This is a genomic window from Daejeonella lutea (assembly GCF_900168015.1).
In the GTDB taxonomy this organism is placed as follows: domain Bacteria; phylum Bacteroidota; class Bacteroidia; order Sphingobacteriales; family Sphingobacteriaceae; genus Daejeonella; species Daejeonella lutea.
On the sequence record NZ_FUYR01000001.1, the window covers coordinates 322717 to 343218 of the forward strand.

At 43.0% G+C, this 20502-nt stretch carries 20 protein-coding genes; 7 read left to right on the top strand and 13 right to left on the bottom strand.

Annotated elements, in window-relative coordinates; translation table 11 throughout:
• The first annotated feature begins 178 nt into the window (after window positions 1-178).
• The 5 genes from ric to B5X60_RS01585 all read left to right on the top strand — a co-directional run bounded on the left by ric (window position 179) and on the right by B5X60_RS01585 (window position 4255).
• Window positions 179-1147, top strand: a complete 969-nt coding sequence (gene ric, locus B5X60_RS01565; protein ID WP_079700812.1) for an iron-sulfur cluster repair di-iron protein — start codon at window positions 179-181, stop codon at window positions 1145-1147.
• Window positions 1144-1974, top strand: a complete 831-nt coding sequence (locus B5X60_RS01570; RefSeq protein ID WP_079700813.1) for a DUF2249 domain-containing protein — start codon at window positions 1144-1146, stop codon at window positions 1972-1974. Before ric ends, B5X60_RS01570 begins: the two co-directional genes overlap by 4 nt.
• Window positions 1971-3251 (top strand): hypothetical protein, encoded by a 1281-nt coding sequence (locus B5X60_RS01575; RefSeq protein WP_079700814.1) that lies wholly within the window; start codon window positions 1971-1973, stop codon window positions 3249-3251. The genes B5X60_RS01570 and B5X60_RS01575 overlap by 4 nt, the downstream gene beginning before the upstream one ends.
• Before the next feature lie 4 nt (window positions 3252-3255).
• Window positions 3256-3579, top strand: coding sequence for a metal-sulfur cluster assembly factor (locus B5X60_RS01580; protein WP_079700815.1), 324 nt, complete (start codon window positions 3256-3258; stop codon window positions 3577-3579).
• A 118-nt stretch (window positions 3580-3697) separates the two neighbouring features.
• Window positions 3698-4255: a fasciclin domain-containing protein gene (locus tag B5X60_RS01585; RefSeq protein ID WP_079700816.1), complete on the top strand. Its 558-nt coding sequence runs from the start codon at window positions 3698-3700 to the stop codon at window positions 4253-4255.
• A gap of 15 nt (window positions 4256-4270) precedes the next feature.
• On the opposite strand, the gene B5X60_RS01590 is transcribed toward B5X60_RS01585, so the two are convergent.
• From B5X60_RS01590 to B5X60_RS01625, 8 genes are all read right to left on the bottom strand, one after another.
• Entirely contained in the window at window positions 4271-4687 is a 417-nt protein-coding gene (locus tag B5X60_RS01590; RefSeq protein ID WP_079700817.1) for a group III truncated hemoglobin, read from the bottom strand.
• The gene (locus B5X60_RS01595; protein WP_079700818.1) at window positions 4684-5124 is read right to left on the bottom strand and encodes a hemerythrin domain-containing protein; all 441 of its coding nucleotides are present in this window, start codon (window positions 5122-5124) and stop codon (window positions 4684-4686) included. The genes B5X60_RS01590 and B5X60_RS01595 overlap by 4 nt, the downstream gene beginning before the upstream one ends.
• On the bottom strand, window positions 5125-5892 hold the full coding sequence (locus B5X60_RS01600) for an ABC transporter permease subunit (protein WP_079700819.1): 768 nt from the start codon (window positions 5890-5892) through the stop codon (window positions 5125-5127).
• Entirely contained in the window at window positions 5885-6595 is a 711-nt protein-coding gene (locus B5X60_RS01605; protein WP_079700820.1) for an ABC transporter ATP-binding protein, read from the bottom strand. The genes B5X60_RS01600 and B5X60_RS01605 overlap by 8 nt, the downstream gene beginning before the upstream one ends.
• Before the next feature lie 18 nt (window positions 6596-6613).
• Entirely contained in the window at window positions 6614-7843 is a 1230-nt protein-coding gene (locus tag B5X60_RS01610) for a nitrous oxide reductase family maturation protein NosD (protein ID WP_079700821.1), read from the bottom strand.
• Window positions 7840-8856, bottom strand: a complete 1017-nt coding sequence (locus B5X60_RS01615) for a nitrous oxide reductase accessory protein NosL (protein WP_079700822.1) — start codon at window positions 8854-8856, stop codon at window positions 7840-7842. Before B5X60_RS01615 ends, B5X60_RS01610 begins: the two co-directional genes overlap by 4 nt.
• Before the next feature lie 55 nt (window positions 8857-8911).
• Window positions 8912-10927, bottom strand: a complete 2016-nt coding sequence (nosZ, locus tag B5X60_RS01620; RefSeq protein ID WP_079700823.1) for a Sec-dependent nitrous-oxide reductase — start codon at window positions 10925-10927, stop codon at window positions 8912-8914.
• 111 nt (window positions 10928-11038) lie between these two features.
• Window positions 11039-11521 carry a c-type cytochrome gene (locus B5X60_RS01625; RefSeq protein WP_079702264.1) on the bottom strand — a complete coding sequence of 161 codons (483 nt, stop codon included), beginning with the start codon at window positions 11519-11521 and terminating at the stop codon, window positions 11039-11041.
• A gap of 152 nt (window positions 11522-11673) precedes the next feature.
• Between B5X60_RS01625 and B5X60_RS01630 the strand changes: the two genes are divergently transcribed.
• Together B5X60_RS01630 and B5X60_RS01635 are read left to right on the top strand one after the other, a co-directional pair.
• Window positions 11674-12288 (top strand): Crp/Fnr family transcriptional regulator, encoded by a 615-nt coding sequence (locus B5X60_RS01630; protein ID WP_079700824.1) that lies wholly within the window; start codon window positions 11674-11676, stop codon window positions 12286-12288.
• A 39-nt stretch (window positions 12289-12327) separates the two neighbouring features.
• The gene (locus B5X60_RS01635; protein ID WP_079700825.1) at window positions 12328-13554 is read left to right on the top strand and encodes a hypothetical protein; all 1227 of its coding nucleotides are present in this window, start codon (window positions 12328-12330) and stop codon (window positions 13552-13554) included.
• Between the two features lie 56 nt (window positions 13555-13610).
• Here B5X60_RS01635 and B5X60_RS01640 read toward each other — a convergent pair whose 3' ends face one another.
• From B5X60_RS01640 to B5X60_RS01660, 5 genes are all read right to left on the bottom strand, one after another.
• A complete protein-coding gene (locus tag B5X60_RS01640; protein ID WP_079700826.1) occupies window positions 13611-15398 on the bottom strand; it encodes a hypothetical protein in 1788 nt (595 codons plus the stop codon).
• 12 nt (window positions 15399-15410) lie between these two features.
• Window positions 15411-16763 carry an oxygen-independent coproporphyrinogen III oxidase gene (hemN, locus tag B5X60_RS01645; protein WP_079700827.1) on the bottom strand — a complete coding sequence of 451 codons (1353 nt, stop codon included), beginning with the start codon at window positions 16761-16763 and terminating at the stop codon, window positions 15411-15413.
• On the bottom strand, window positions 16760-17797 hold the full coding sequence (locus B5X60_RS01650) for an NAD(P)-dependent oxidoreductase (protein ID WP_079700828.1): 1038 nt from the start codon (window positions 17795-17797) through the stop codon (window positions 16760-16762). The genes hemN and B5X60_RS01650 overlap by 4 nt, the downstream gene beginning before the upstream one ends.
• An 83-nt stretch (window positions 17798-17880) precedes the next feature.
• Window positions 17881-18948: a response regulator gene (locus B5X60_RS01655; RefSeq protein ID WP_079700829.1), complete on the bottom strand. Its 1068-nt coding sequence runs from the start codon at window positions 18946-18948 to the stop codon at window positions 17881-17883.
• Entirely contained in the window at window positions 18945-20132 is a 1188-nt protein-coding gene (locus B5X60_RS01660; RefSeq protein ID WP_079700830.1) for a sensor histidine kinase, read from the bottom strand. The genes B5X60_RS01655 and B5X60_RS01660 overlap by 4 nt, the downstream gene beginning before the upstream one ends.
• Window positions 20133-20502: the final 370 nt, after the last annotated feature.

Here is a 20502-nt window from a genome sequence, read left to right on the forward strand (position 1 = left end):
AGGCAAATGCCCTGAAATGACACACCTTATATGATTATATGATTTATATCACTTTTTTGATAAATATTTTCCTGGCTTAGTGATTAAGATCATTCTTTTAATAAGCCGTTTATAATTGAGATCATGTTTTATCGATTCAGATATCCTGTCCTTTGCAGTATAATCAAAATTTATAATCATGGAAATCTTAGATATACTTGATGTTACACAAATTGAACCCCGATTCAAGCATCCCAGAATTTTTGAAAAATTTGACTCCCTTAACCCGAATGAAGGCTTTATTATTGATAACGATCATGATCCTAAGCCCCTATATTATCAGCTGATTGGCGAAAGAGGAAATGTTTTTACATGGGATTACCTCGAGAATGGCCCGGAGCGCTGGAAGGTGAAAATTAGAAAAATCGACGGACAGGACAAAGTGGAAACAATCGGTGAAATGGTCACTAAAGATTACAGGAAAGCACAGGTTTTCAAAAAATTCGGCATAGACTTCTGTTGCGGAGGTAAGAAAACCGTGGAGGAAGTTTGCCTTACCAAAGGCCTCGATTCTGCAAAGATAATATCAGAATTAGAAGCTGTGCAGAATCAGGAGCCGGCAGCCGGGCATAAGTTCGACGAATGGCCGCTTGATTTCCTGGCAGATTATATCATCAATACCCACCACGACTATGTAAAGAACAACGTGCCTTTTATAACTGAGCTTGCCAATAAAGTTGCAAAGGTGCATCGACAGGGCCACCCCGAAACTATAGAAATTGCTAACATTTTCAATGAGGTAGGCAAAGACCTCAGCCTGCATTTGATGAAAGAAGAGAATATTGTGTTCCCTTATGTCAAAGCGCTTGTACAGAATACTAAAACTGGCGAGGCTAGCCCGATTGCGGCGTTTGACAGCATCGAAACTCCCACTCAAATGATGGAAATGGAACACGAACAGGCTGGCGAAGCGATGGCTGCTATACGTGAATTAACCGCAGATTATACGCTTCCGGAGGGAGCCTGCACCTCGTATACCTTGCTCTACAAAAAATTACAGGAGTTTGAAAATGATCTTTTCAATCATGTTCATTTGGAAAATAACATATTATTCCCGAAAGCCATAGCCCTGGAAAAGGAAAGTCTGGGCAGCGAAGTGAAAAAATGAAAACACTACCCATTAACGGCAAAACAAAGATTTCTACGCTAATAAAGGCAAATCCGCTGGTGATTGATACACTGGCGGATTTTAACCCGCACTTCAGAAAGCTGAAAAACCCGGTTCTGCGAAATCTTCTCACAAGCAGAGTAAACATTTTTGAAGCCTGTCGGATAGGTGGATGTGATCCGGAAGACTTCATGGCGAAAATGTCTTCACTGGGATTTGAAATTGAGAATTCAATCCATTTCGCACAGACTGGCATTGTACAGAGTGATTCCACCAATTCTGCAGCCGGGCTTAAAGTGCTCGAGCTGGATGTCAGACCATTGCTTGCAGAAGGAAATGATCCTTTGAAAGCCATTCTTGCTGAGCTAAAGGCTATGAAAACAGATGAGTGCCTGAAAGTTATAAATACATTCGAGCCCATACCTTTGATTTCCCTTCTTAAAAAGCAGGGATTCAATTCCTGGACTCAGCAGGAAGGCCCGGGTCTCGTGAACACCTTTTTTCTCAGGAGCAGCGGCAATGCAGTGCCAACTCAAACTCCTGTGCTGGCAGCGGAAAAAGTAATCTCGGCTGTTGATTTTGACCAAAAGGCCAATGCTTTCCGCCCAGAACGGCTGCATACTATCGATGTCAGGGACCTTGAAATGCCTCAGCCTATGATAAGAATTCTTGAAGAGCTGCAGGTGCTGAAGAAAGATGAAGCACTTTTTGTTTACCACAAAAAGCTGCCGGTTTACCTTTTACCGGAACTGGCCGACCGTGGGTATACTTATTACACAGAGGATTCATCAGACGGAAAATTGAATATGTTAATCTATAAGGTATGAGCACAGATGGAAATCATCGTCCGGCGCTCTACAGGCTGGTAATTGCCCATTATCTAATTTCTGCTATGTGCTTTGCAGGTCTGGCTGTTATGATGTTTTTTGCTGCAGGAAACCTTACAGGCCATTATTTTCATCCTCAATTATTGGCCATCACACACATGGCCGCCCTGGGCTGGGCAAGTCTTATCATCTTCGGCGCAGTGTATCAGCTGCTCCCGGTAATTCTCGAAACGGAACTATATAGCTACAGAACAGCATGGCTCAGCCTTATTCTGTTTTTGTGCGGTCTTATACTCATGGTTTATTCGTTCTGGAATTTTGAACCTGGCCTGCTTATGCAATGCGGAAGCTTTTTGCTTTTCTCAGGGATACTATTGTTCGGGCTCGTTATATTTCTTACAGCGAGAAAAAACAGAGATGACATTCACCAGGAATTTATTATAACAGCAGTTTTATGGCTAATTGCCACTGCACTTCTGGGTACGATTCTGGTCTTTAATTTCCGTTATGCTTTTTTACAAAAGGACCATTTGCTTTTTCTGAAATTGCATGCACATATGGGTTTAGCGGGATGGTTCTTAATGCTTATTACAGGAGTAAGTTCGAAATTGATCCCTATGTTTCTGGTGTCAAAGGAACAAAAGCGCGGACTTCTTTCCTGGACTTATTATTTGATCAATGCAGGCCTGATTTTTTTTGTTACCGACACCTACTTTTTTGGGCTTAATATCAGAACATATTTCGCAGCGCTTATAGTCGTGTCAGGTATAGTCTGCTGGCTCTGCTACATTGCTGCCTGTTTTAAATCCCGGATTCGAAGAGTAATCGATCTGCCCATGCTCCATACGCTCGTCGCAATTATACTCCTAAGCGCTGGTATAATTGTGCTTCCTGTAATAGTCTTTTATCATCTCAAATCAGACCCTCAGGCTGCGAAATATACAACACTTTATGGCTCACTGCTGTTGATGGGATGGATTAGTTCCCTTGTACTGGGCCAGTCGTTTAAAACCCTCCCCTATATTGTCTGGGCAAAACACTACCAGCACCTGGCAGGTAAAATGCCAATACCCCTTCCCGCTGAGCTGTTCAGACAAAAGTGGCTCAAAGTGCAGTTCATTTTGTACGTGGCATTTGTAGTGGCCTTTTTTATGGGGATGCTACTAAAATCAAACCCCCTTATTAACATTGGGCTAACGTGTTTCCTTTTTGTTTCCCTGTTATATCTTGCGAATATTCTGGTGATCATTTTTCATCAGCCACCCACCAAGACATGAAACGATGACATCATATACACCAGAAAATATTATCCTTCGGCGTAACGCTGTTACTGCCCTTAGATTCGCAATGGATCCGGAACTTGGAATAAATATCGTGGATATGGGACTCATCTACGGATTGGAGACGAATGAAGCTTCGAAAAGCATTGTAGTTACGATGAGCCTTTCATCACGTGGCTGTCCGATGGGAGCAGCCATCTCAGGCAGCGCGGAAAATGTTCTGATATACGGATTTCCCGATTACAAAGTTAAGATAGATCTTATTTGGGAGCCCGCCTGGTCTTATGAATTTATCTCGGCGCGTGGCCGGGACGAGCTAAGTTAAAGCAGATTCAATTACTGCGTTAATTGTGCCCAAAACAACTTTTTTATGTAATTTCAATCATTTTATTGGCACTGCAAACGCGATATTTTGTATACAAATTGATTTAAACCAAATTGTCATGAAAAGTATTTTAAAATTAACGCTTACCGCAGTATGCGGAATTGCATTAAGCTGCAACAGCGGACCCGCTGCAGTGGTAACCAACGAATCACTAGACTCGCACAGCGGGCAGTCGGGTGTTCAGGATGACCTTTCACAAAAAAACGTCGTCCAGGTTGCAGCTGGAAGTAAAGATCATACAACACTTGTGAAGGCAGTGCAAGCGGCTGAGCTTGTTGATGCACTGAGCAATGCCGGGCCATTTACTGTTTTTGCTCCCACCAACGCAGCCTTTGAAAAACTCCCTGCCGGAACTGTTGAAGGTTTGCTTGCTCCGGAAAAAAAGGATAACCTGGCAGATATTTTACAATACCATGTTTCGCTTGGTGTATTTAAATCGGAAAGCCTAATGGACGGGCAAGTGTTGGGTCAGGTTAACGGAAGGAATGTTACCGTAAGCAAGAAAGACGGAAAGATTTTGCTGAACGGCTCAGCTACAATTGTAGCATCGGTACCCGCTTCTAATGGTATTATACATACAGTGGATGGAGTGCTTTTGCCGCCGGCAAATAAATAGTAAATCGCTTTAAATTTAATCAATCCCCGAGAGGGGATTTTTTCTGCCTGATAACTTTTCTGACTGGATAACCTTTTTTCGCAATACGGCTGAAATGGCGAGCCCCCTTTTTTTTGCAAGAATGGTATTAGGTCCGGCAAATAAGGTGTCGAGCGTTCGTGCGAATATTTTATCCCAATGCCTGAAATGAATTTCGTTCAGCGGACCCATCTCGTGCAGATGTTTATGCAGTGCCATCGGATTCCCCTCATACGTGCCTTTACAGAGCATGATGTTTTCCCAGAAGTTATACATCACCGGCAGGTGATAAGAGAAGTTTACATGAGCAAGTTGTTTAAAAATGTATGCCAGCTGTTTATCTTTCGTCAGCTCGGCATAGAAGACCTCTACAAACAGCTCAATGTCCGATCGGTTCCGGATATCGTTTTTCACTGTTCATGAAATAAAGTACTGATTTTACTCAGAAGGTGCGGATCGCAGCTATCCTGGATAAGGGGAAAGATTTCCCGTTCTTCTTTCCGTACATGTTTTTCAAGCGCTTTACCTAGTTTATCAAGCTGTGCCGAAAGGTCCTTTGGGTTGTTTAGCTGGCTGAACAATTCACGGAGTATAACATGCTCTTCGGACATTTCCCGCAGCATATCATCGAGCTTAGGGTTTATATCCTTCAGTACGGGTACCATCTTCTCTTCGTAGATAAAATGCTGCGTCAATTCATTTTCATAAAATTGAAGCGCATAACGTGCTTTCCCGGCAGGATCTGCAGGGAGACCCTTATAGGCTGGTGCTCCTTTTTGCAGTAAACGTGCAAGTATTAGTGCTCCATGGTGCTCACGTGATAGAGGAGCTAAGGATTCGTGCCTTTTCATTTATAGATCTTTAGATTTGAATTTTCTGGTTGATGTCCAAAGTGGCAATCCGACCCAGAGCAACAAAATGACGCAGGAAAATAGTAAACCAGGACATGTCCCGAAAAAATCTTTGAATACCGCGCCAGTATACCCCATCATTGCTGAAACGTCGAGCTGCAGCAAAATAAGGATGCGCGCCAGATCGATAGGGTTAAGTGCACTTATTCCGATCATGGCCTTTTCCAAGGGGTAGTCTGAAAACTGGAACAGCAGGAAAAGTACAAAACCATCGAATAGCAGCGAAAAATACAGCCACAACATGATTGCAACCCCAATACCTTTTGCTTTATCTCTGGTACGAACAGTGGCCAATAGCGCTATGGCCACGAAAATAACGCTAAGTATAATCCCCGAAAGAAGCATAGTAATTCCTATGGTGCTCGGCTGATAAATTAAAATAGGCAAGCCTGCTCCTATAAGAAATGCTAGTGACAGTGATGCAGCCAGGCCTGTGAAAATGCTCAACCAGATCGATTTCCGCTTCAATGGCTGACTGACCAGCAGTTCGATAAATTCTGCTGAATTGTAAACATATATGGTTGAAAATATTATGCTGACCAGCGGAACCACTATCAAAATTATATTCAGAAGGCTAAGTAAACCCTTACTATTATTGTCTTCCAGGCTAAAAACAGTGAGTGAAGAAGCAAGCAGAAACAAAGTGTAAATAATTACGATCCTGTTGCGGAGGATGTCTGCAATTACATATTTTATAATCTTACTCATAGTTCTCTGCCATTACCTGTGCTATTGATCTAACCAAACGTTCTTCACCTGTATCCTTCCGCAGCTGCTCTATGCTTTTATGAAAAATCAGCTTCCCGTCCTGCATGTAAATAATTCTGCTTACCAGGTCATCTAAATCACTTAAGATATGCGAGGTAATCAGAATTAACTTCCCTTTTTCTTTCTCAGCAACTATTTTCTCTTTAAAAAGCTCAGATGCAACAGGATCCAGTCCGGCGGTAGGTTCATCCAGAATAAGAACTTTCGGATTAAAAAGAAAAGCAAGTGCGGCGCTCACCTTCTGAATGGTACCTCCAGAGAGTGTGCGCATTCTTTTATTAAGTAATTTGTCAATTGAGAACCCTCGAATAAGATCCTCATCTAACGCTCTATTGTTATTGCGGATATCCTTCATCATATCAAGTACCTGACCAATATTCATATTATCCGGGTAACGTCCAATCTGGGGCATATAGCCAATCTCTTCCCTGTACTGCCAGTTGCCGGATATATCCAATCCATTGAACAAAATCTTCCCGCTGTCTGGTATTACCATCCCTAAAATAGACTTGATAAGAGTTGTTTTTCCACTCCCGTTTGGTCCGATCAAAGCAATACATTCACCCTTGTCGCAGCTGGTGCTAATATTATGCAGCGCTGTTAATTTCCCGAACTGTTTGCTGATGTTTTCTATCCGAATCATGATGTTTATGCAGCCTGCCTAAAATGCTTTCCGCATTAGAGGTTCATTATCTTTTAAATTTTCGGGAGTTAAACTTGGTAGAATTTTTTCCGTCTTGTCAAGCAGTGTGGTAATAAAGGTCCTAAACAGGATCATTGCAGCCGGGAACTTCTCAACGATCATTGAATACATACTTACTGGTCTGAATGGAATATCGCCAATCATATCCTTATTCAGATCATAGCCTTCATATTTGTCCCAATAGTTGTTTTTGAATGTATTAAGTACAAGTGAGCCGTTGGTACCTACGTCGAACGTATTGCCAATAAAATTATTCCGTTCCAGAACAACATCCATACAACTGGCCTGGATTTTCAAAGCCCAGCCGTTATCTTTAAAAGTATTACGCTTCATTGTGATTCTGTTCGCACCTTCCATGTAAATCGCGCTCGTATTTTTTGTGAAATAATTACCTTCCATGGTCCCATCAGAAATTTCTTTCAGTAAAATGCCATAAGCCGCATCTCCCCAGTTTTCTTCAAACCGGTTACTGATCATTTTAATCCGTTTAGAATACATCACAGAAACACCCGACCCGTTATTTTGGAATACGTTCTGGGCGTACGTATCATCGTTTGAAAACATGAAATGAAGTCCATACCGCAGATTTTTTGAAACGACATTTTTCCTTATCTGCGCATGCTGTACAAACTCAAAATAAATTCCATCTCTATGTCCGCTTACCGTATTTCCGCTTATTGTCAGATTGTCACTCTTCCAGCAATGTATTCCATTACCGCTTTGCTGTTCTTCAACAGCGGTACCCTTGAGACGATTGTTTATGATTATGCATTTGGATCCGTTTTGTATATAAATCCCAAAGAAGGTATCTTCCAGGATATTATTCTTTATTGTTACTCCATTGCTGTTGTACACCTTAATTCCGCTTAAATCTTCTAAACTTGATCTTCCTGAGTGTGTAAGCTTAAAGCCGGCTATAGTAACTCCGCCGGTAAATACAGAAATGATTTCATATTTATTCTGACCGTCCAGTACGGGGTATCCAATTCCATACAGCACTATTCTTTTATTCACTGTCAGGTTCCTTTCACGATAGTGACCGGGATCGACGGCTACTGTATCACCATCTTTAGCAGCATTTATTCCGGACTGAATGGTTCGATGAATGCGTTTTGCACCAACATGTAATGTACTGGCGACTGCCGGTAAAACCATAAATACAATTGCTGTTAAAAGAAGGGTTCTCACTTTTGCATGTCCTCCCAGGTAGTGATGTTGCCGTAGTGGGTAAGAACAGCTTTTTCAAGTGAATCTTTATGGCTGAATGATGCAATGTTCCCGTTCATTGGACTGCGCAATGAGGGACTTTGCAGGAAATGTGCCTTCTCGGCATCAATAAGGTCGTGAGGTTTGTTAAAATTTACAAAGTATATTCCTGCAATTTCTTCCCGTCGAATTGTATTGCTGTTCAAAAAGGAGGTTGCGCAATGCGGGTCGTCGAATTTAAAAACCTTACTTTTCTTAGTTACGATTTCGGCACCAAACCTTTCATCGCTGATGGTCATCTTACAAAAGTGACAGTTGTCTTTACCAAGTTTAATGGGCACCGGAGCATTACTGCATGAATTCAGGATCAACAGCAATGCAATCGGGCTAATGATTTTTGATTGATTAAGTCGTGGTTTCTCTTTGCTGACTTTCCATTCTTTTATTACCAGATACAGGAGTATGGCGCCTACACCTACAAATATCCAACCCCCAATGTCGGGCATTGAATAGGCACCAAAATTCAAAAGCTGTTTAAAACCAATCAATGGTGGCTGGTAAGCCATGCCGGGAACGATGATAGCGGCATTAGGATCAAGGTTGTGGCCGTAATCAAATTCCCACCTCCAGAAATCTACCATAGCCAGCACACCAAAGGCTACGAACAGCCTGAATGCAATATTCAGGAAGTTTCGCCTGGCCAGGAATGCTGCTAAGATGAACAAACCTGAAAAGAATAGAATGATTCCCGGGAGCACCTTGAATTCAATAAAATCATCTGCATGGAGTGTCTTCATTCCAATGTAGTGGTTGAGCCCGTTAATGATATCCACATTGCCAGCCAGTTTGTTAGCATGGATAGTTAAAAATAAGCCTTCAGGATACTGCGGTGCAGTGAGATCTATTCTCCAGATTGGTGTGAACAATACTACTATCAAGCATAAACCGCACAGCCCAAGAAGTAAGCGGGTAGAATTTTCTATCTTATTGTTCATACTTGTAAAATAAAAAGAGACAGGAGCAATCCTCCTGCCTCTCAGGAGTTTGCTTTTATTTTTTAGGTGCAGCAGTTGTGTTTTTAGGCTGCATATCTGATTTCGGCATATTTGTGCCTGTGCTGAAACTGATTGGAACATTACTTCCTGCCGGAGAAACGCGGACGTATCCTGACATTTCCTGGTGCAGAGCGCTGCAGAAATCAGTACAATACATTGGGTACATACCTGCTTTAGTCGGAATCCATTTTAAAGTGGTCGTTTCACCCGGCATCACCAACAATTCAGCGTTTAATGCGCCTTTAATGGCAAATCCATGCGGCACATCCCAATCCTGCTCCAGGTTAGTGGTGTGGAAATACACCTCGTCGCCAACCCTGATTCCTTCAATATTATCCGGCGTTAGGTGTGAGCGCATCAGGGTCATATTTACATGGACTTTATTCCCTTCTCTAAATACTTTAGCGTTGCTTTCGCCTTTCGCGACGTAAGGGTGATTATTCTCTTCTATTCTGAAGAATTTAACGGAGTTGGCCTTAATTACATCTGCTGATACTGCCTGGGCATAATGCGGTTCTCCAATTGTTGGGTAATCCAGGATCAGCTGCATTTTATCTCCGCTGATATCATATAACTGAGCACTCTGGGACAATTCCGGACCAGTGGGCAAATAGCGGTCTTTAGTGATCTTATTGTAAGCTACCATGTATTTACCGGTAGGTTTCCTGCTGTCACCACCTGGAATCATAAGGTGGCCCACAGAATAATAGGTAGGAACACGGTCAAGAACTTTCAGATCTTTCACATTCCATTTCACAACTTCGCTGGAAACGAACATAGATGTATACGCATTCCCTTTGTCATCAAACTCGGTATGCAAAGGTCCTAAGCCTGGTTTTTTAACTTCACCATAAAGTGCAGCTTCGTATTTGATTACTGGAATGCCTTCGTATTCACCGTCGAAAGATTTGTTAGCAATTGCTTTTTGAATCTTGTCGAAACTAAATACTGGGATTAAAGCTGCAAGCTTGCCGCTGCCAACAATATATTCACCTGTAGGATCAACATCGCAACCATGCGGCGACTTAGGGCAGGGGATCATATAAACGAGTCCCGGATAATCACGGATATCGAGTACGGTAACTTGATTTTTTATAGTGGATGTAGCAGTGTGTGTCTTTTCGTCGAAGCGATTGCTTGCATATTTGACTGCCTGTTTACGGCCCTTTCCCTCTTTGATCAGCTTCTCAGCCATTTTCCAGTTTACTGCCATGATAAAATCCTTATCACGTTTGGAAGCATTAACTTCCAGAAGGGTATTGGCCTGTTCGGTATTATACGTACTGAAGAAGAACCAGCCTGCCGATTTTCCCTTACCGGCATGGCTCAGGTCAAAATTCACACCCGGACCCTGTAACTGGAACGCGACGTCCATGTTTCCTTTGTCTTTATCCACACTGATAAAGCTGATCGTTCCTTTAAAATTTTCTTTATAGGTGTTGATTGGCACATCTCCACTCTTGTCATCCGGTGGCACACTAAACCGGGTTCCAGCAACAATATATTCGGAATTTTCAGTTATAAAAGGGGAGGAGTGGTTACCACCACTGTTCGGAAGTTCTAAAATTTCAGCTGTCCTGAAGGTTTTCAAATCAACCCGCGCTACACGAGGTGTGTTGTTGCCATTTACAAAAACCCAGCGTCCATCAATTTCGCCATTGGTTTGCGACATTGATACGTGATGCAAATCATCCCAAGGCACCTGGCCATGCGAGGTATTTAACATAGGCTTGGTCTCTTCGGAATAACCCCATCCTTTTTCGGGGTCGACTGAGAATACAGGTATAACCCGAAGCAGCCTGCCACTCGGAAGGCCGTAAACTGAAAGTTGTCCGCTGAAACCACCCGATACGAAATTATAGTATTCGTCATACTTCCCCGGTGCGACATATACTTTAGCCGCAGCATCTCCGCTGACAACCGAACCGGCATTCTTTGGTTTGCAGCCATTGAGGCCCGCTAATAATGCCAGGGCAACCATACCGTGGACATATTTTGTTTTCATCTTCATTATTGTGATTATAACAGATTTATATATTCTTAATTTTTGGGCAAAAGGGGCCTATACAGCACCTTTTTAGATGCCTGCCAGGAAAGTAAAAACGGATTTTGCTTTGACCGACTATTTCGCTCCGTCGTTCTTTCTCATAAATTCGAGGAGATTTCTCGCGTCGTCGTCTGAAAGATTTTGATTAGGCATACGTACCAGACAAAGCTCGAGTTGTGCCTGAACCTCCGGATCTTTATCGATCATCACATCGGTATTTGTAATGAAGTTCATGATCCATTCTGGTTTGCGGCGTTCTGTTACACCGGCCCATCCCGGTCCTACAAGTTTTTCGTCGGTAAGTTTATGGCAGCTGCTGCACTTAACCTGGAATACCTGGTCGCCCAGCTCGGCTTTTTTACTGTCGAGCGGTCCGAGTTCGACAGTTGTAAACTTACCTTCCCCGCGATTAGGATCATAAGAAGGATTTTCAGAAGTTTCAGTTGTTGCTGTTTCAGTGGCATCTGTGGTGTTTTCCGCAGACTTGTCGTTCCCTCCACATGCAGCCACAAATGTGACGAATGCGATGACCATGCATATTACAAGAAGCTTTTTCATATTGTTTGGTTTGGTTTTCTTATACAAGTGTAGCCATCCCTCAACGCCCATTTTATGCGTTGAGTCATATATGATGAAGGTCACATTTTCAGGTAAGGGTCGTCACTGTTTGCCATCTTCTCAGCCCTTATTTTTGGTTATTAATTTAAGATATGGTAGATATCAATGTTTTATTGGCCTGGGGAGGTACTTACAAAAAGGTAAGTTCCAATGAAACCATTTTCTTTGAAGGTGAAACTTGTAACTATTACTTTCAAGTCGTTAGCGGTAGTATCCGTTGGCTTAATATAGATGAGGAAGGTCGTGAGTGTATCCATGCTATTGTCGAACACGATGAGTCTTTTGGAGAGTTTCCTCTTTTTGATGATGGACCGTATGCAGCAACTGCTATCGCCAATACAGATTCAGTACTAATCAGGCTTCATAAAACTAATTTCCTCGATCTCCTCAAAGAAAATACAGATATTCTGTTCTCACTCAACAGGATTTTAACCAAACGGCTGAGGTTCAAATACTCTGTTTTCAAATCCATGTCATCTAACAGTCCGGAGACGAGAATCATCAACCTGATAAATTACCTGAAGTCAGAAAATAAGAATTTCTGCGGCGAGTGCCATAAACTTAATCTCACACGCCAGCAGATTGCAGGAATGACGGGTTTGCGAGTTGAAACGGTTATCCGTACCATGCGGCATATGCATGAAAAAGGTGAACTCTCAATATCTAAAGGCAAAGTGTTTTGCAAGGATATGATTGAGATCATATAGCCCGGGCTCATTGAAAGGTAAATTGGCCAAAAAAGGATAATGTTTATATCGAAGTGGATTAATATCTCTTTTTTCAACCTGTTTTTGGTTGCCCTTCTCGGCTTTACTTTACGCTATAAAATTGCATTTTCACTTCCCTGGCTGGATCAAAAAAATGTGTTGCATAGCCACTCGCACTTTGCATTTTCTGGCTGGGTAAGCCATATCCTGATGGTCTTACTGATTTACTACCTGGGCCTTAAGTTGGGAGAGCAAATTTATTCGAGATATCGCTTGTTATTGTATGCGAACCTGATCACATCTTATGGAATGCTTATTTCTTTCATCCTGCAGGGCTATGCTTTCTATTCCATAAGCTTCTCAACGCTATCAATCTTTGTTTTTCTCCTGTTTGCTATTTATTACTGGAAAGATCTCAGCAGGATCAGTGGAAATCCGGTGAGTCATAAGTGGTTCAAATGGGCTCTAATCTTCGGCGTTATTTCCGCATTAGGTCCCTTTGCACTTGCTTATCAGATGGTTCAGAAGCTGGCAGATCAAGATTGGTACCTTGGATCCGTATATTTTTTCCTGCATTTCCAGTATAATGGCTGGTTTTTGTTTGCTGGGATGGGCTTGCTGGCAGATAAGTTAGAAGCGTTTGACGGCGCAGGAATGAAGCTTCGCACGGCATTTTATCTATTTTGCGCAGCTTGTGTACCGGGATATTTCCTGTCTGTATTATGGATGCCTTTTGTGAACACTATTTATTATTTATTGCTGGCGGCGGTTTTTGCACAACTTGCAGGCTGGGTTTTGATACTGCAAGTTGTTATAAAGAATATCGGAGGTATTAAGAATCAGTTTTCAAAACCAGGCAGATTGCTTTTTGTCTTGTCCGCTCTCGCATTCACTATTAAACTTATTCTTCAATCCGGTTCGATACATCCCCAGCTTAGCCAGTTATCGTACGGTTTTCGTCCGATTATAATTGGTTATCTGCATCTGGTTCTTCTCGGTGTAACTACCATATTTATTCTTGCTTATGTAACCTCCCTTAAACTCATCCTTACATCGAAATTAATGCTGGGAGGATTATACCTATTCGTGGCAGGAGTAATTATAAACGAATTGTTTCTGATGATACAAGGAGTAGCAGCATTGAGCTACAAAGTTGTTCCTCATATTCAGCTTCTGCTATTCGGTGCGTCAACAATTCTTCTTGCTGGGATAGGAATTCTCTTTATAGCATCATTAAACCGCAAACCGCTCGCTGAAAAGAAATAAAAAAAGACCAATCGTTTACAAATTGGTCTTTTGATAGAATTGTTTTTTCCAATATTTTAGCCTAATAAAGGGGTACGTACAAGTTCTGCCAGTTCCCGGAGCTGGTGCAAATCTTTTTTAAACGAACGGGCAATTCCTGATGGATAAAGTCCATGGTCTGAGAGCATTGATTCGTAATAATTAATTCCTTTCAGAAGTTGTTCCTTAAACTTTTCAAGCTGCTTAATTTTCTTGTCGCTGATATCACGCAAGTTAGTCTCGGTATCATTTCTCAGGTAGTTTATATAAAGCCTGATTTCATTAATAAACATATTGGGCCGGGAAATGCCTTCTAACAGGTTAAGCTTCCCATAAATATGTTTTACCATTTCATCAAGTGAATATATATCCCTGAAGTAGGCAGTGTTGGGCCCCGGGCAAATAGTTACTGCACGATTTTCTTTAGCTTTAACCATACCGTTCTTGATATATACAGAGGAAACTAGGCCCTGACAGAGGCACACTTTTTCTGTAATTTCGTTGAATACTTTTAAATGCTCAGTTTCTGGAAGTGCTTTTTTATTGAGCTCATTGATCTTCAGGTTCTGGTATTTCCTGGAGGCGGTACAGATAGCCTCGTTTGTAAATTCCGTATTAGACACAAGGTATTTTTTGGTGCAGGGACTTCCCGGGCGACCATCCTCTATCCGCTTAATCCTTTGAATTTCTGCTGAGCTATTTCTGAAATTATTAAAGGGTATGCCCAGTGGTGAAGCTCCGCTGATATAAAAGTCATTTTCCGTAGCATTTGCAAGCTGTTTCAGGGTTTCCTCATCTACATTTGTTGCTTCAGGTACCAGCAGGAATGGACTGCCCCAACCTGTTCCATCGAGCTGAAAATGACGGATCAGGAAGTCATTTTCTTCCGCTGTACCAATGCCACCCTGTACGGTGATTCTTAGCTCGGGGATAAAGGCAACTTCATATCTTTTTGCGCAAAGTGCCGCGTGATAAGACTCATACAATTCAGCCCTCATTTCTTCCCTTTTTTCTTTAAACTCCTCCAGGATGGGTCCTAAAAGAAAGCCTTCTGTGGCAAAGGCGTGCCCGCCACAGTTAAGGCCCGATTCGATGCGGAATTCATGCACCCAAAGACCTTTTTTTGCAAGGAATTTAGCCTGTATAAATGCTGATCGGTAGTCACTGACCTTAAGTATGATCTTTTTTTCAGGAGAACGGCTGCCAACCGGAAAGAAATCCCCGAACTCTTCAATGAATGTATACAAGCGGGGGTTCAATCCCGCTGAAAGAACTACTGAGGATCGGAGTGTACTTTCTGCAAAACCTTTGAGGGCTGCCAGGGCGTCGGAAAGCCGTTCACGCTGATCCTCACCTTTTGTGGTGTTCATTTTATCCACTTTTGACATAATATTTACATCGATCGCGCCCTTACGGAGCTGTGCACGCAGACGGTTCTGCATGCAGCTTTTCTTGTATGGATTACGTTCTGACAGCATGTTCTCATAGCTACGTCTCTCCGCCGAATCAGCAGGAAGAAGATCAAAGTACCGGCTCAGGTCAGACCCGGGTGTGAAGCCCTGAAGTTTAAGTGCTTCGTGCTGGGTATTCACCAAAAAGTTCAGCAAATTGAGATAAGCTGTAATGCGACGCGACCGGTATTCGGGTTCGTTCTTAGCAATGGCTTCAAAACCGTTTTTATCGGGAAAGTGGTACTCGCGCATCCGTTCGATCAGGTCATCGTCTACGATGGAGACTACTGAAGAAATACCATATCGGGCTATTTTAAGCGGGGTATCAATGGAGAATCCAAGGCCCAGCACAGGTATGTGAAATGTGTGGCTCATAAGGTTTTTGTATTAAACTGCGGTACTAAAGATCTGGCTATCAGGAGCATTCGACCATAACTTCTGGTCAAAGCACATACATATATTTCGCAGAAATGCCATGCCGGCTGGTGTTACGCGAAGCTGATTCGAAGAAATTTCTACCAGACCATCCTGTTCTAATGACTCAAGTCTCTCACGAAACTCAAATTCCTGTGGATTGCCCGGAGGAAGAATTGCCTGTCCGCGGCACATAATATCCAGAATGATCCTTCTGATGACCAGGTCATCCTGATTAAGGATATGTCCTTTGACAAGGGGGAAAGTATTCTCTGCTATATTTTTTAGATAGGTTTCTACGGTTTTTACATTTTGTGCAAAAGCATACCAGCTATCACTGATCGAGGAGACACCGAGTCCAATGGATAGTTTTGTGTATTGATGAGTATATCCCATGAAATTACGGTGTAGCCTGCCCGCCCGTGCGGCTGCCAGCAGACTGTCGTTTTTTAGCGCAAAGTGATCCATTCCAATGTCACAGTAACCCGAATGGAGGAGCAGGTCGCGACCACTTTCATACAAGGCCCGTTTTTCGTCCCCTGCGGGCAGGTCTGACTCGGTAAAGCGTCTTTGCCCTGGCTTCAGCCATGGAACGTGCGCGTAACTGTAATACGCGATTCGGTCGGGCTTAAGCTTTATTACTTCGGCTGTAGTATTTTCAACACTGCTCAATTTTTGAAGTGGCAGGCCATAGATCAGATCGTAATTGACAGATTTATAACCCAGTTTTCTGGCAGCAAGAGTTACGTCCCTGACCTGCTCAACGGTTTGCCGGCGGTTAATGATCTCCTGAACAAGCGGATCAAAATCCTGTATTCCCAGGCTTATCCTGCGGAAACCGCAATCGTAAAGGGACTTCAAATGCTCAGGTGTGGTGTTTGTCGGGTGTCCCTCAAAAGAGAATTCAGCTTCAGGAAGAATTATAGCATTGCTTCGGATGCCATCCATGAGACGCTGGAGGTTCGCGGGACTGAAAAACGTAGGAGTGCCACCACCAAGGTGGATCTCCCGGATGCGGGGCTTCCCGCCCAGAACACGATAATACATCTGCCATTCTTTTAAAACGGCATCTATATAAGGGCCTTCAACTGCATGGTTTTTAGTTATGCGTGTAGTACATCCGCAATAGGTGCACAGGTTTTCGCAGAATGGCAAATGGATGTAGACGCTAATTCCGTCCTCGCTGCTCTCATTGTACGACTGGCGTACGGAGCTGAACCATTTCCCCTGATCCCAATTCTCAACATCCCAGTATGGAACGGTAGGGTAACTGGTATAGCGGGGTGCTGCTACGTTATATTTTTTGGTCAGATCGGAACTCTTCATTGTTTAGCCGCTAAGACTGCTGGCACCGGTTCATTGCCCGCAATGCTGACAAAATCTTTCTCTGTACTGCTCATCCCTGCCCATTTATCGAGGTGCTCAATTGTTCTCGTAGCGATTATCTGCAGTGCTTCTCTGGTCAGGAATGCCTGGTGCGGTGTGAGCAGCACTCTCGAATTCTGGATGAATGCTTTCAGCAGCTTGTCGTCAATGCGGGAACGGGTGTGGTCAAAGAAAAAAACGTTGTGCTCGAATTCATAGACATCCATGCCAATCTTACTGATGTGTCCGTTTTGAAGGGCATCATAAACATCTTTAGAATTAAATACTGCTCCCCGGCTTACGTTGACCAGAATTACGCCCGGTTTCATATCTGCTATACTGACGGCATTCACCAGGTGGCGCGTTTCGTCGTTAAGTGGTACGTGAAATGAGATAATATCGGAATCTTGAAACAGCCTGGCATTGTCAACCTGTTTTGCATTCAATGCTGCTGCTTCATGAGAAATGTCCTGGACATCACTTACTAATACATTTGCACCAAATCCCTGCAGGATCTTTGCGAGCGTTTTTCCGGTCTGGCCGAAGCCAACAATACCGATCGTTTTACCATGAATAGTGCATCCAACAAGATCATCCAGTGTAAAATCATACTGCATTATCTGGGTATGCGAAGGAATAATATTTCGTACTAGGGAGAGCATCAGCGCCAGCGCGTGTTCCGCGATTGATTCCGGCGAATAGGAGGGGATGTTACCAACACTTATTTTCAGTCGCTCAGCCTCTTTTATATCGATATGATCGGTACCGGTAGAGCGTGTGCAAATATGTTTAACTCCCAGCTCCTTAAGTTTCTGTATGACAGGTGCAGAGAGGTCATCACTCGAGAATACGAGTACTGCTTCCTTGCCCTGTGCATACGAAACCGTATCCAGAGTTAGCCTGTTCGATATTAAGGTTATATCGTGTTTTTTACTATTCGCCCTTATCAGGGGTTCTTTTTCGCATGACTTTATGCTATACGCTACTGCTTTCATTGCCCAATGATTTACAACAAAATTAAGTTGCCGGGCAGATGTTAGCTATGAGATTAATCAGGCGCGGAAGTGATCTCCGTCACTTATTGCTTTATTTTTCGCAGTTTGCTAAGGGATAGAATTTTAATATTGCTGGCTTCCTTTTCAATCAGATGTTCGTCTTTGAAGTCGGTTAGTGTGCGGCTTACAGTTTCATTTGCGGTACCGACCATGGCGGCGAGATCATCTCTTGAAACACGTATTGTGACAGTATCAGAATCTTTCTCACCAAATTTCTCGGCGAGGCTTACAAGAGCATCCCCCACGCGTTTCCGTACAGAATTGTACGCAAGTTTAAGTAGCTGTTCCTGTTTTTCGCGCACATTGCCCGAAAGGAGATCGATGAATTTTCTGGAAATACCCGGATTTTTAAAAAGTAAGGTGTTAAAGTCATCACGCGAGATAAGGTATAACTCGGTATTTTCGAGCGTCTCGGCATTATCCGTACAGGCTTTGTTCAAAATTACCGACTCATATCCAAAAAACTCTCCTGGCCCCAGCATGCCGGTAGCGATTTCCCGTCCATCCTGATAGATCATAAAGGTCCTGATGCCACCAGCCTTGATCATGAAAACATGCGATAGCTGGTCACCTTCCGAAAATATAGTTTGTTTTTTCTTAAAGCTGCGTTGCCTGCTGTTTTCAGAAAGTTCAGTAAGCAGTTTCACCGACCGGGCCTCGTCCAGCAGGTTCTCCAGCGAGCCTGTGCTGCCAGCACCCTTTACGATGGCTGCCCTTTTTTGCAGCCGTGCTTCTATGGCATTTAATAGTTCCATATCACTGAAAGGTTTGGTGAGGTAATCGTCGGCACCCATTTCCATCCCCCTACGCATGTCTACCCGTTCGCTTTTGGCTGTAATGAAAATAAAAGGGATGTCCGCAGTCTTCTCATTCTTATTTAGCATATAAAGCACACCATACCCGTCCAGCTCAGGCATCATAATGTCACAGAGGATAATGTCAGGCAAGTGATTTTGAGCCAGTTCGACGCCCTTTTTACCATTCTCAGCCGTGTATACCTGGTAATCGGCCAATTCGAGTATCTCGGCAGTACTTTCACGGATATCCTGATTATCCTCTATTACTAGGACAGTGCTGTTCGATTTCTTCATAATTTGTTGAATAATAAAGTAACAGTAGTTCCGTGGTCTTGTGCACTCTTACAAAATACCTCGCCGCCCATTAGTCCAACGTAACGTTTAACGATATTTAAGCCGAGGCCTGTCCCGGGAATGTTGCCTGTGTTATGGGCACGGAAAAAGGGTTCGAAAAGGTTTTTCTGTTCTTCTTCGGGTATACCGATTCCATTGTCTTTTACTGTTATAACCAGGCCCGATTCACTGACCTCGGTATTGAATTCAATAAATGTATTCTCACCGGAGTATTTAATAGCATTTGATATCAGATTGATGACGGAGTTCTTCAGCAATGCAGGATCAAGATTAACTGTACTGGCGGTGCCTGTATGCTGGTAAACAATATTTTGATTTTGCTTGGCGATCATTTGCATTTCCTCAATCAGATCTTCAGAAAACTTAACGATGTCAAATTCCTGAAATTCCGCTTCTGTCTTTCCTGCTTCCAGTTTCTCAAGTGACAGGAAATCGTTGAGTATTCCCGTGAGCTGGCCAACAGAATTTTTAATCTTACCGGTATGCTTGATGACGCTATCCGGATCCGGTTTATGAACATATTTTTCTATAAGCGATGCTGAAAGCTGAACCGAACTAAGCGGTGTACGGAATTCGTGCGAAGCCATAGACACGAATCTTGTTTTTAAGTGATTAAGTTCCTTTTCTTTTTCAAGCGAAATACTGACATCTTCTTTTGCCTGTTCAAGTTCATTTACAAGCTTTTGAAGCACGGCAGTCCTTTCTTTGATGCGTTCTTCAAGCTGGGCAGTGTAATCTTTTAACGAACGTTCTGCAGCTTTCTCCTTTGAAAGGTCATGAATAAATCCAGTATAAATCTTTCTGTTCTCATACTCGACTTCACTGACTGCCAGACGAAAGGGGAATGTACTGCCGTCTTTCTTCAACCCCAGAACCTCCCTGCCTATCCCGATTATTCTTTTTTCGCCAGTAGATTGGTAACGGTGGAGATAACTGTCATGTGCACTCTTATCTGGTTCAGGCATCAGGACAGAAATGTTCTTTCCATGCACCTCTGCTTCATCATATCCAAAGATCTTTAGGGCAGCCGGATTCATCGATTCTATAATGCCCCGATAATCGATGGTAATGATGCCGTCAATAGCTGTATTAATGATTGCATTTAATAATTTGACGTGTTCCATTGTGCTGTAAATTACAAAAATATTGATATACAACAGAAGTAATCCTTATATGGCCTCCTGGATCCGTTATTGTCGTTCGGGAGTGCTTCGAGACTGCTTCGAGACTGCGCCGGGACTAGTTCGCAAATTCTTCTGTAACTGTTCGCAAAATCTTCGCAAAGTCTTCGGTAATTCTTCGCTGTTTGTTCGCAAAGTGTTCGCTAGCGCTTCGGTAGCTGTTCGCAAAACCTTCGGTAGCGCTTCGGTAGCGCTTCGCAAAACCTTCGCTACGATCCTGTTTTTTCGGATGACTTTCAGGAACAGGGGCGAAGCAGTCTCGTAGCAAGTACACAGCAGTCCCGACAGTTATTTTGCCACAATGTAGCTATTG

Excerpts from the sequence above, each read along its gene's own strand:
- B5X60_RS01625 (WP_079702264.1), bottom strand. The coding sequence starts at position 11,521 with ATGAAAAAGCTTCTTGTAATATGCATGGTCATCGCATTCGTCACATTT.
- B5X60_RS01650 (WP_079700828.1), bottom strand. The coding sequence starts at position 17,797 with ATGAAAGCAGTAGCGTATAGCATAAAGTCATGCGAAAAAGAACCCCTG.
- ric (WP_079700812.1), top strand. The coding sequence starts at position 179 with ATGGAAATCTTAGATATACTTGATGTTACACAAATTGAACCCCGATTC.
- B5X60_RS01630 (WP_079700824.1), top strand. The coding sequence starts at position 11,674 with ATGGTAGATATCAATGTTTTATTGGCCTGGGGAGGTACTTACAAAAAG.
- B5X60_RS01575 (WP_079700814.1), top strand. The coding sequence starts at position 1,971 with ATGAGCACAGATGGAAATCATCGTCCGGCGCTCTACAGGCTGGTAATT.
- B5X60_RS01660 (WP_079700830.1), bottom strand. The coding sequence starts at position 20,132 with ATGGAACACGTCAAATTATTAAATGCAATCATTAATACAGCTATTGAC.
- B5X60_RS01655 (WP_079700829.1), bottom strand. The coding sequence starts at position 18,948 with ATGAAGAAATCGAACAGCACTGTCCTAGTAATAGAGGATAATCAGGAT.
- B5X60_RS01585 (WP_079700816.1), top strand. The coding sequence starts at position 3,698 with ATGAAAAGTATTTTAAAATTAACGCTTACCGCAGTATGCGGAATTGCA.
- B5X60_RS01600 (WP_079700819.1), bottom strand. The coding sequence starts at position 5,892 with ATGAGTAAGATTATAAAATATGTAATTGCAGACATCCTCCGCAACAGG.
- B5X60_RS01580 (WP_079700815.1), top strand. The coding sequence starts at position 3,256 with ATGACATCATATACACCAGAAAATATTATCCTTCGGCGTAACGCTGTT.
- B5X60_RS01615 (WP_079700822.1), bottom strand. The coding sequence starts at position 8,856 with ATGAACAATAAGATAGAAAATTCTACCCGCTTACTTCTTGGGCTGTGC.
- B5X60_RS01595 (WP_079700818.1), bottom strand. The coding sequence starts at position 5,124 with ATGAAAAGGCACGAATCCTTAGCTCCTCTATCACGTGAGCACCATGGA.
- B5X60_RS01605 (WP_079700820.1), bottom strand. The coding sequence starts at position 6,595 with ATGATTCGGATAGAAAACATCAGCAAACAGTTCGGGAAATTAACAGCG.
- hemN (WP_079700827.1), bottom strand. The coding sequence starts at position 16,763 with ATGAAGAGTTCCGATCTGACCAAAAAATATAACGTAGCAGCACCCCGC.
- B5X60_RS01640 (WP_079700826.1), bottom strand. The coding sequence starts at position 15,398 with ATGAGCCACACATTTCACATACCTGTGCTGGGCCTTGGATTCTCCATT.
- nosZ (WP_079700823.1), bottom strand. The coding sequence starts at position 10,927 with ATGAAGATGAAAACAAAATATGTCCACGGTATGGTTGCCCTGGCATTA.
- B5X60_RS01635 (WP_079700825.1), top strand. The coding sequence starts at position 12,328 with ATGTTTATATCGAAGTGGATTAATATCTCTTTTTTCAACCTGTTTTTG.
- B5X60_RS01570 (WP_079700813.1), top strand. The coding sequence starts at position 1,144 with ATGAAAACACTACCCATTAACGGCAAAACAAAGATTTCTACGCTAATA.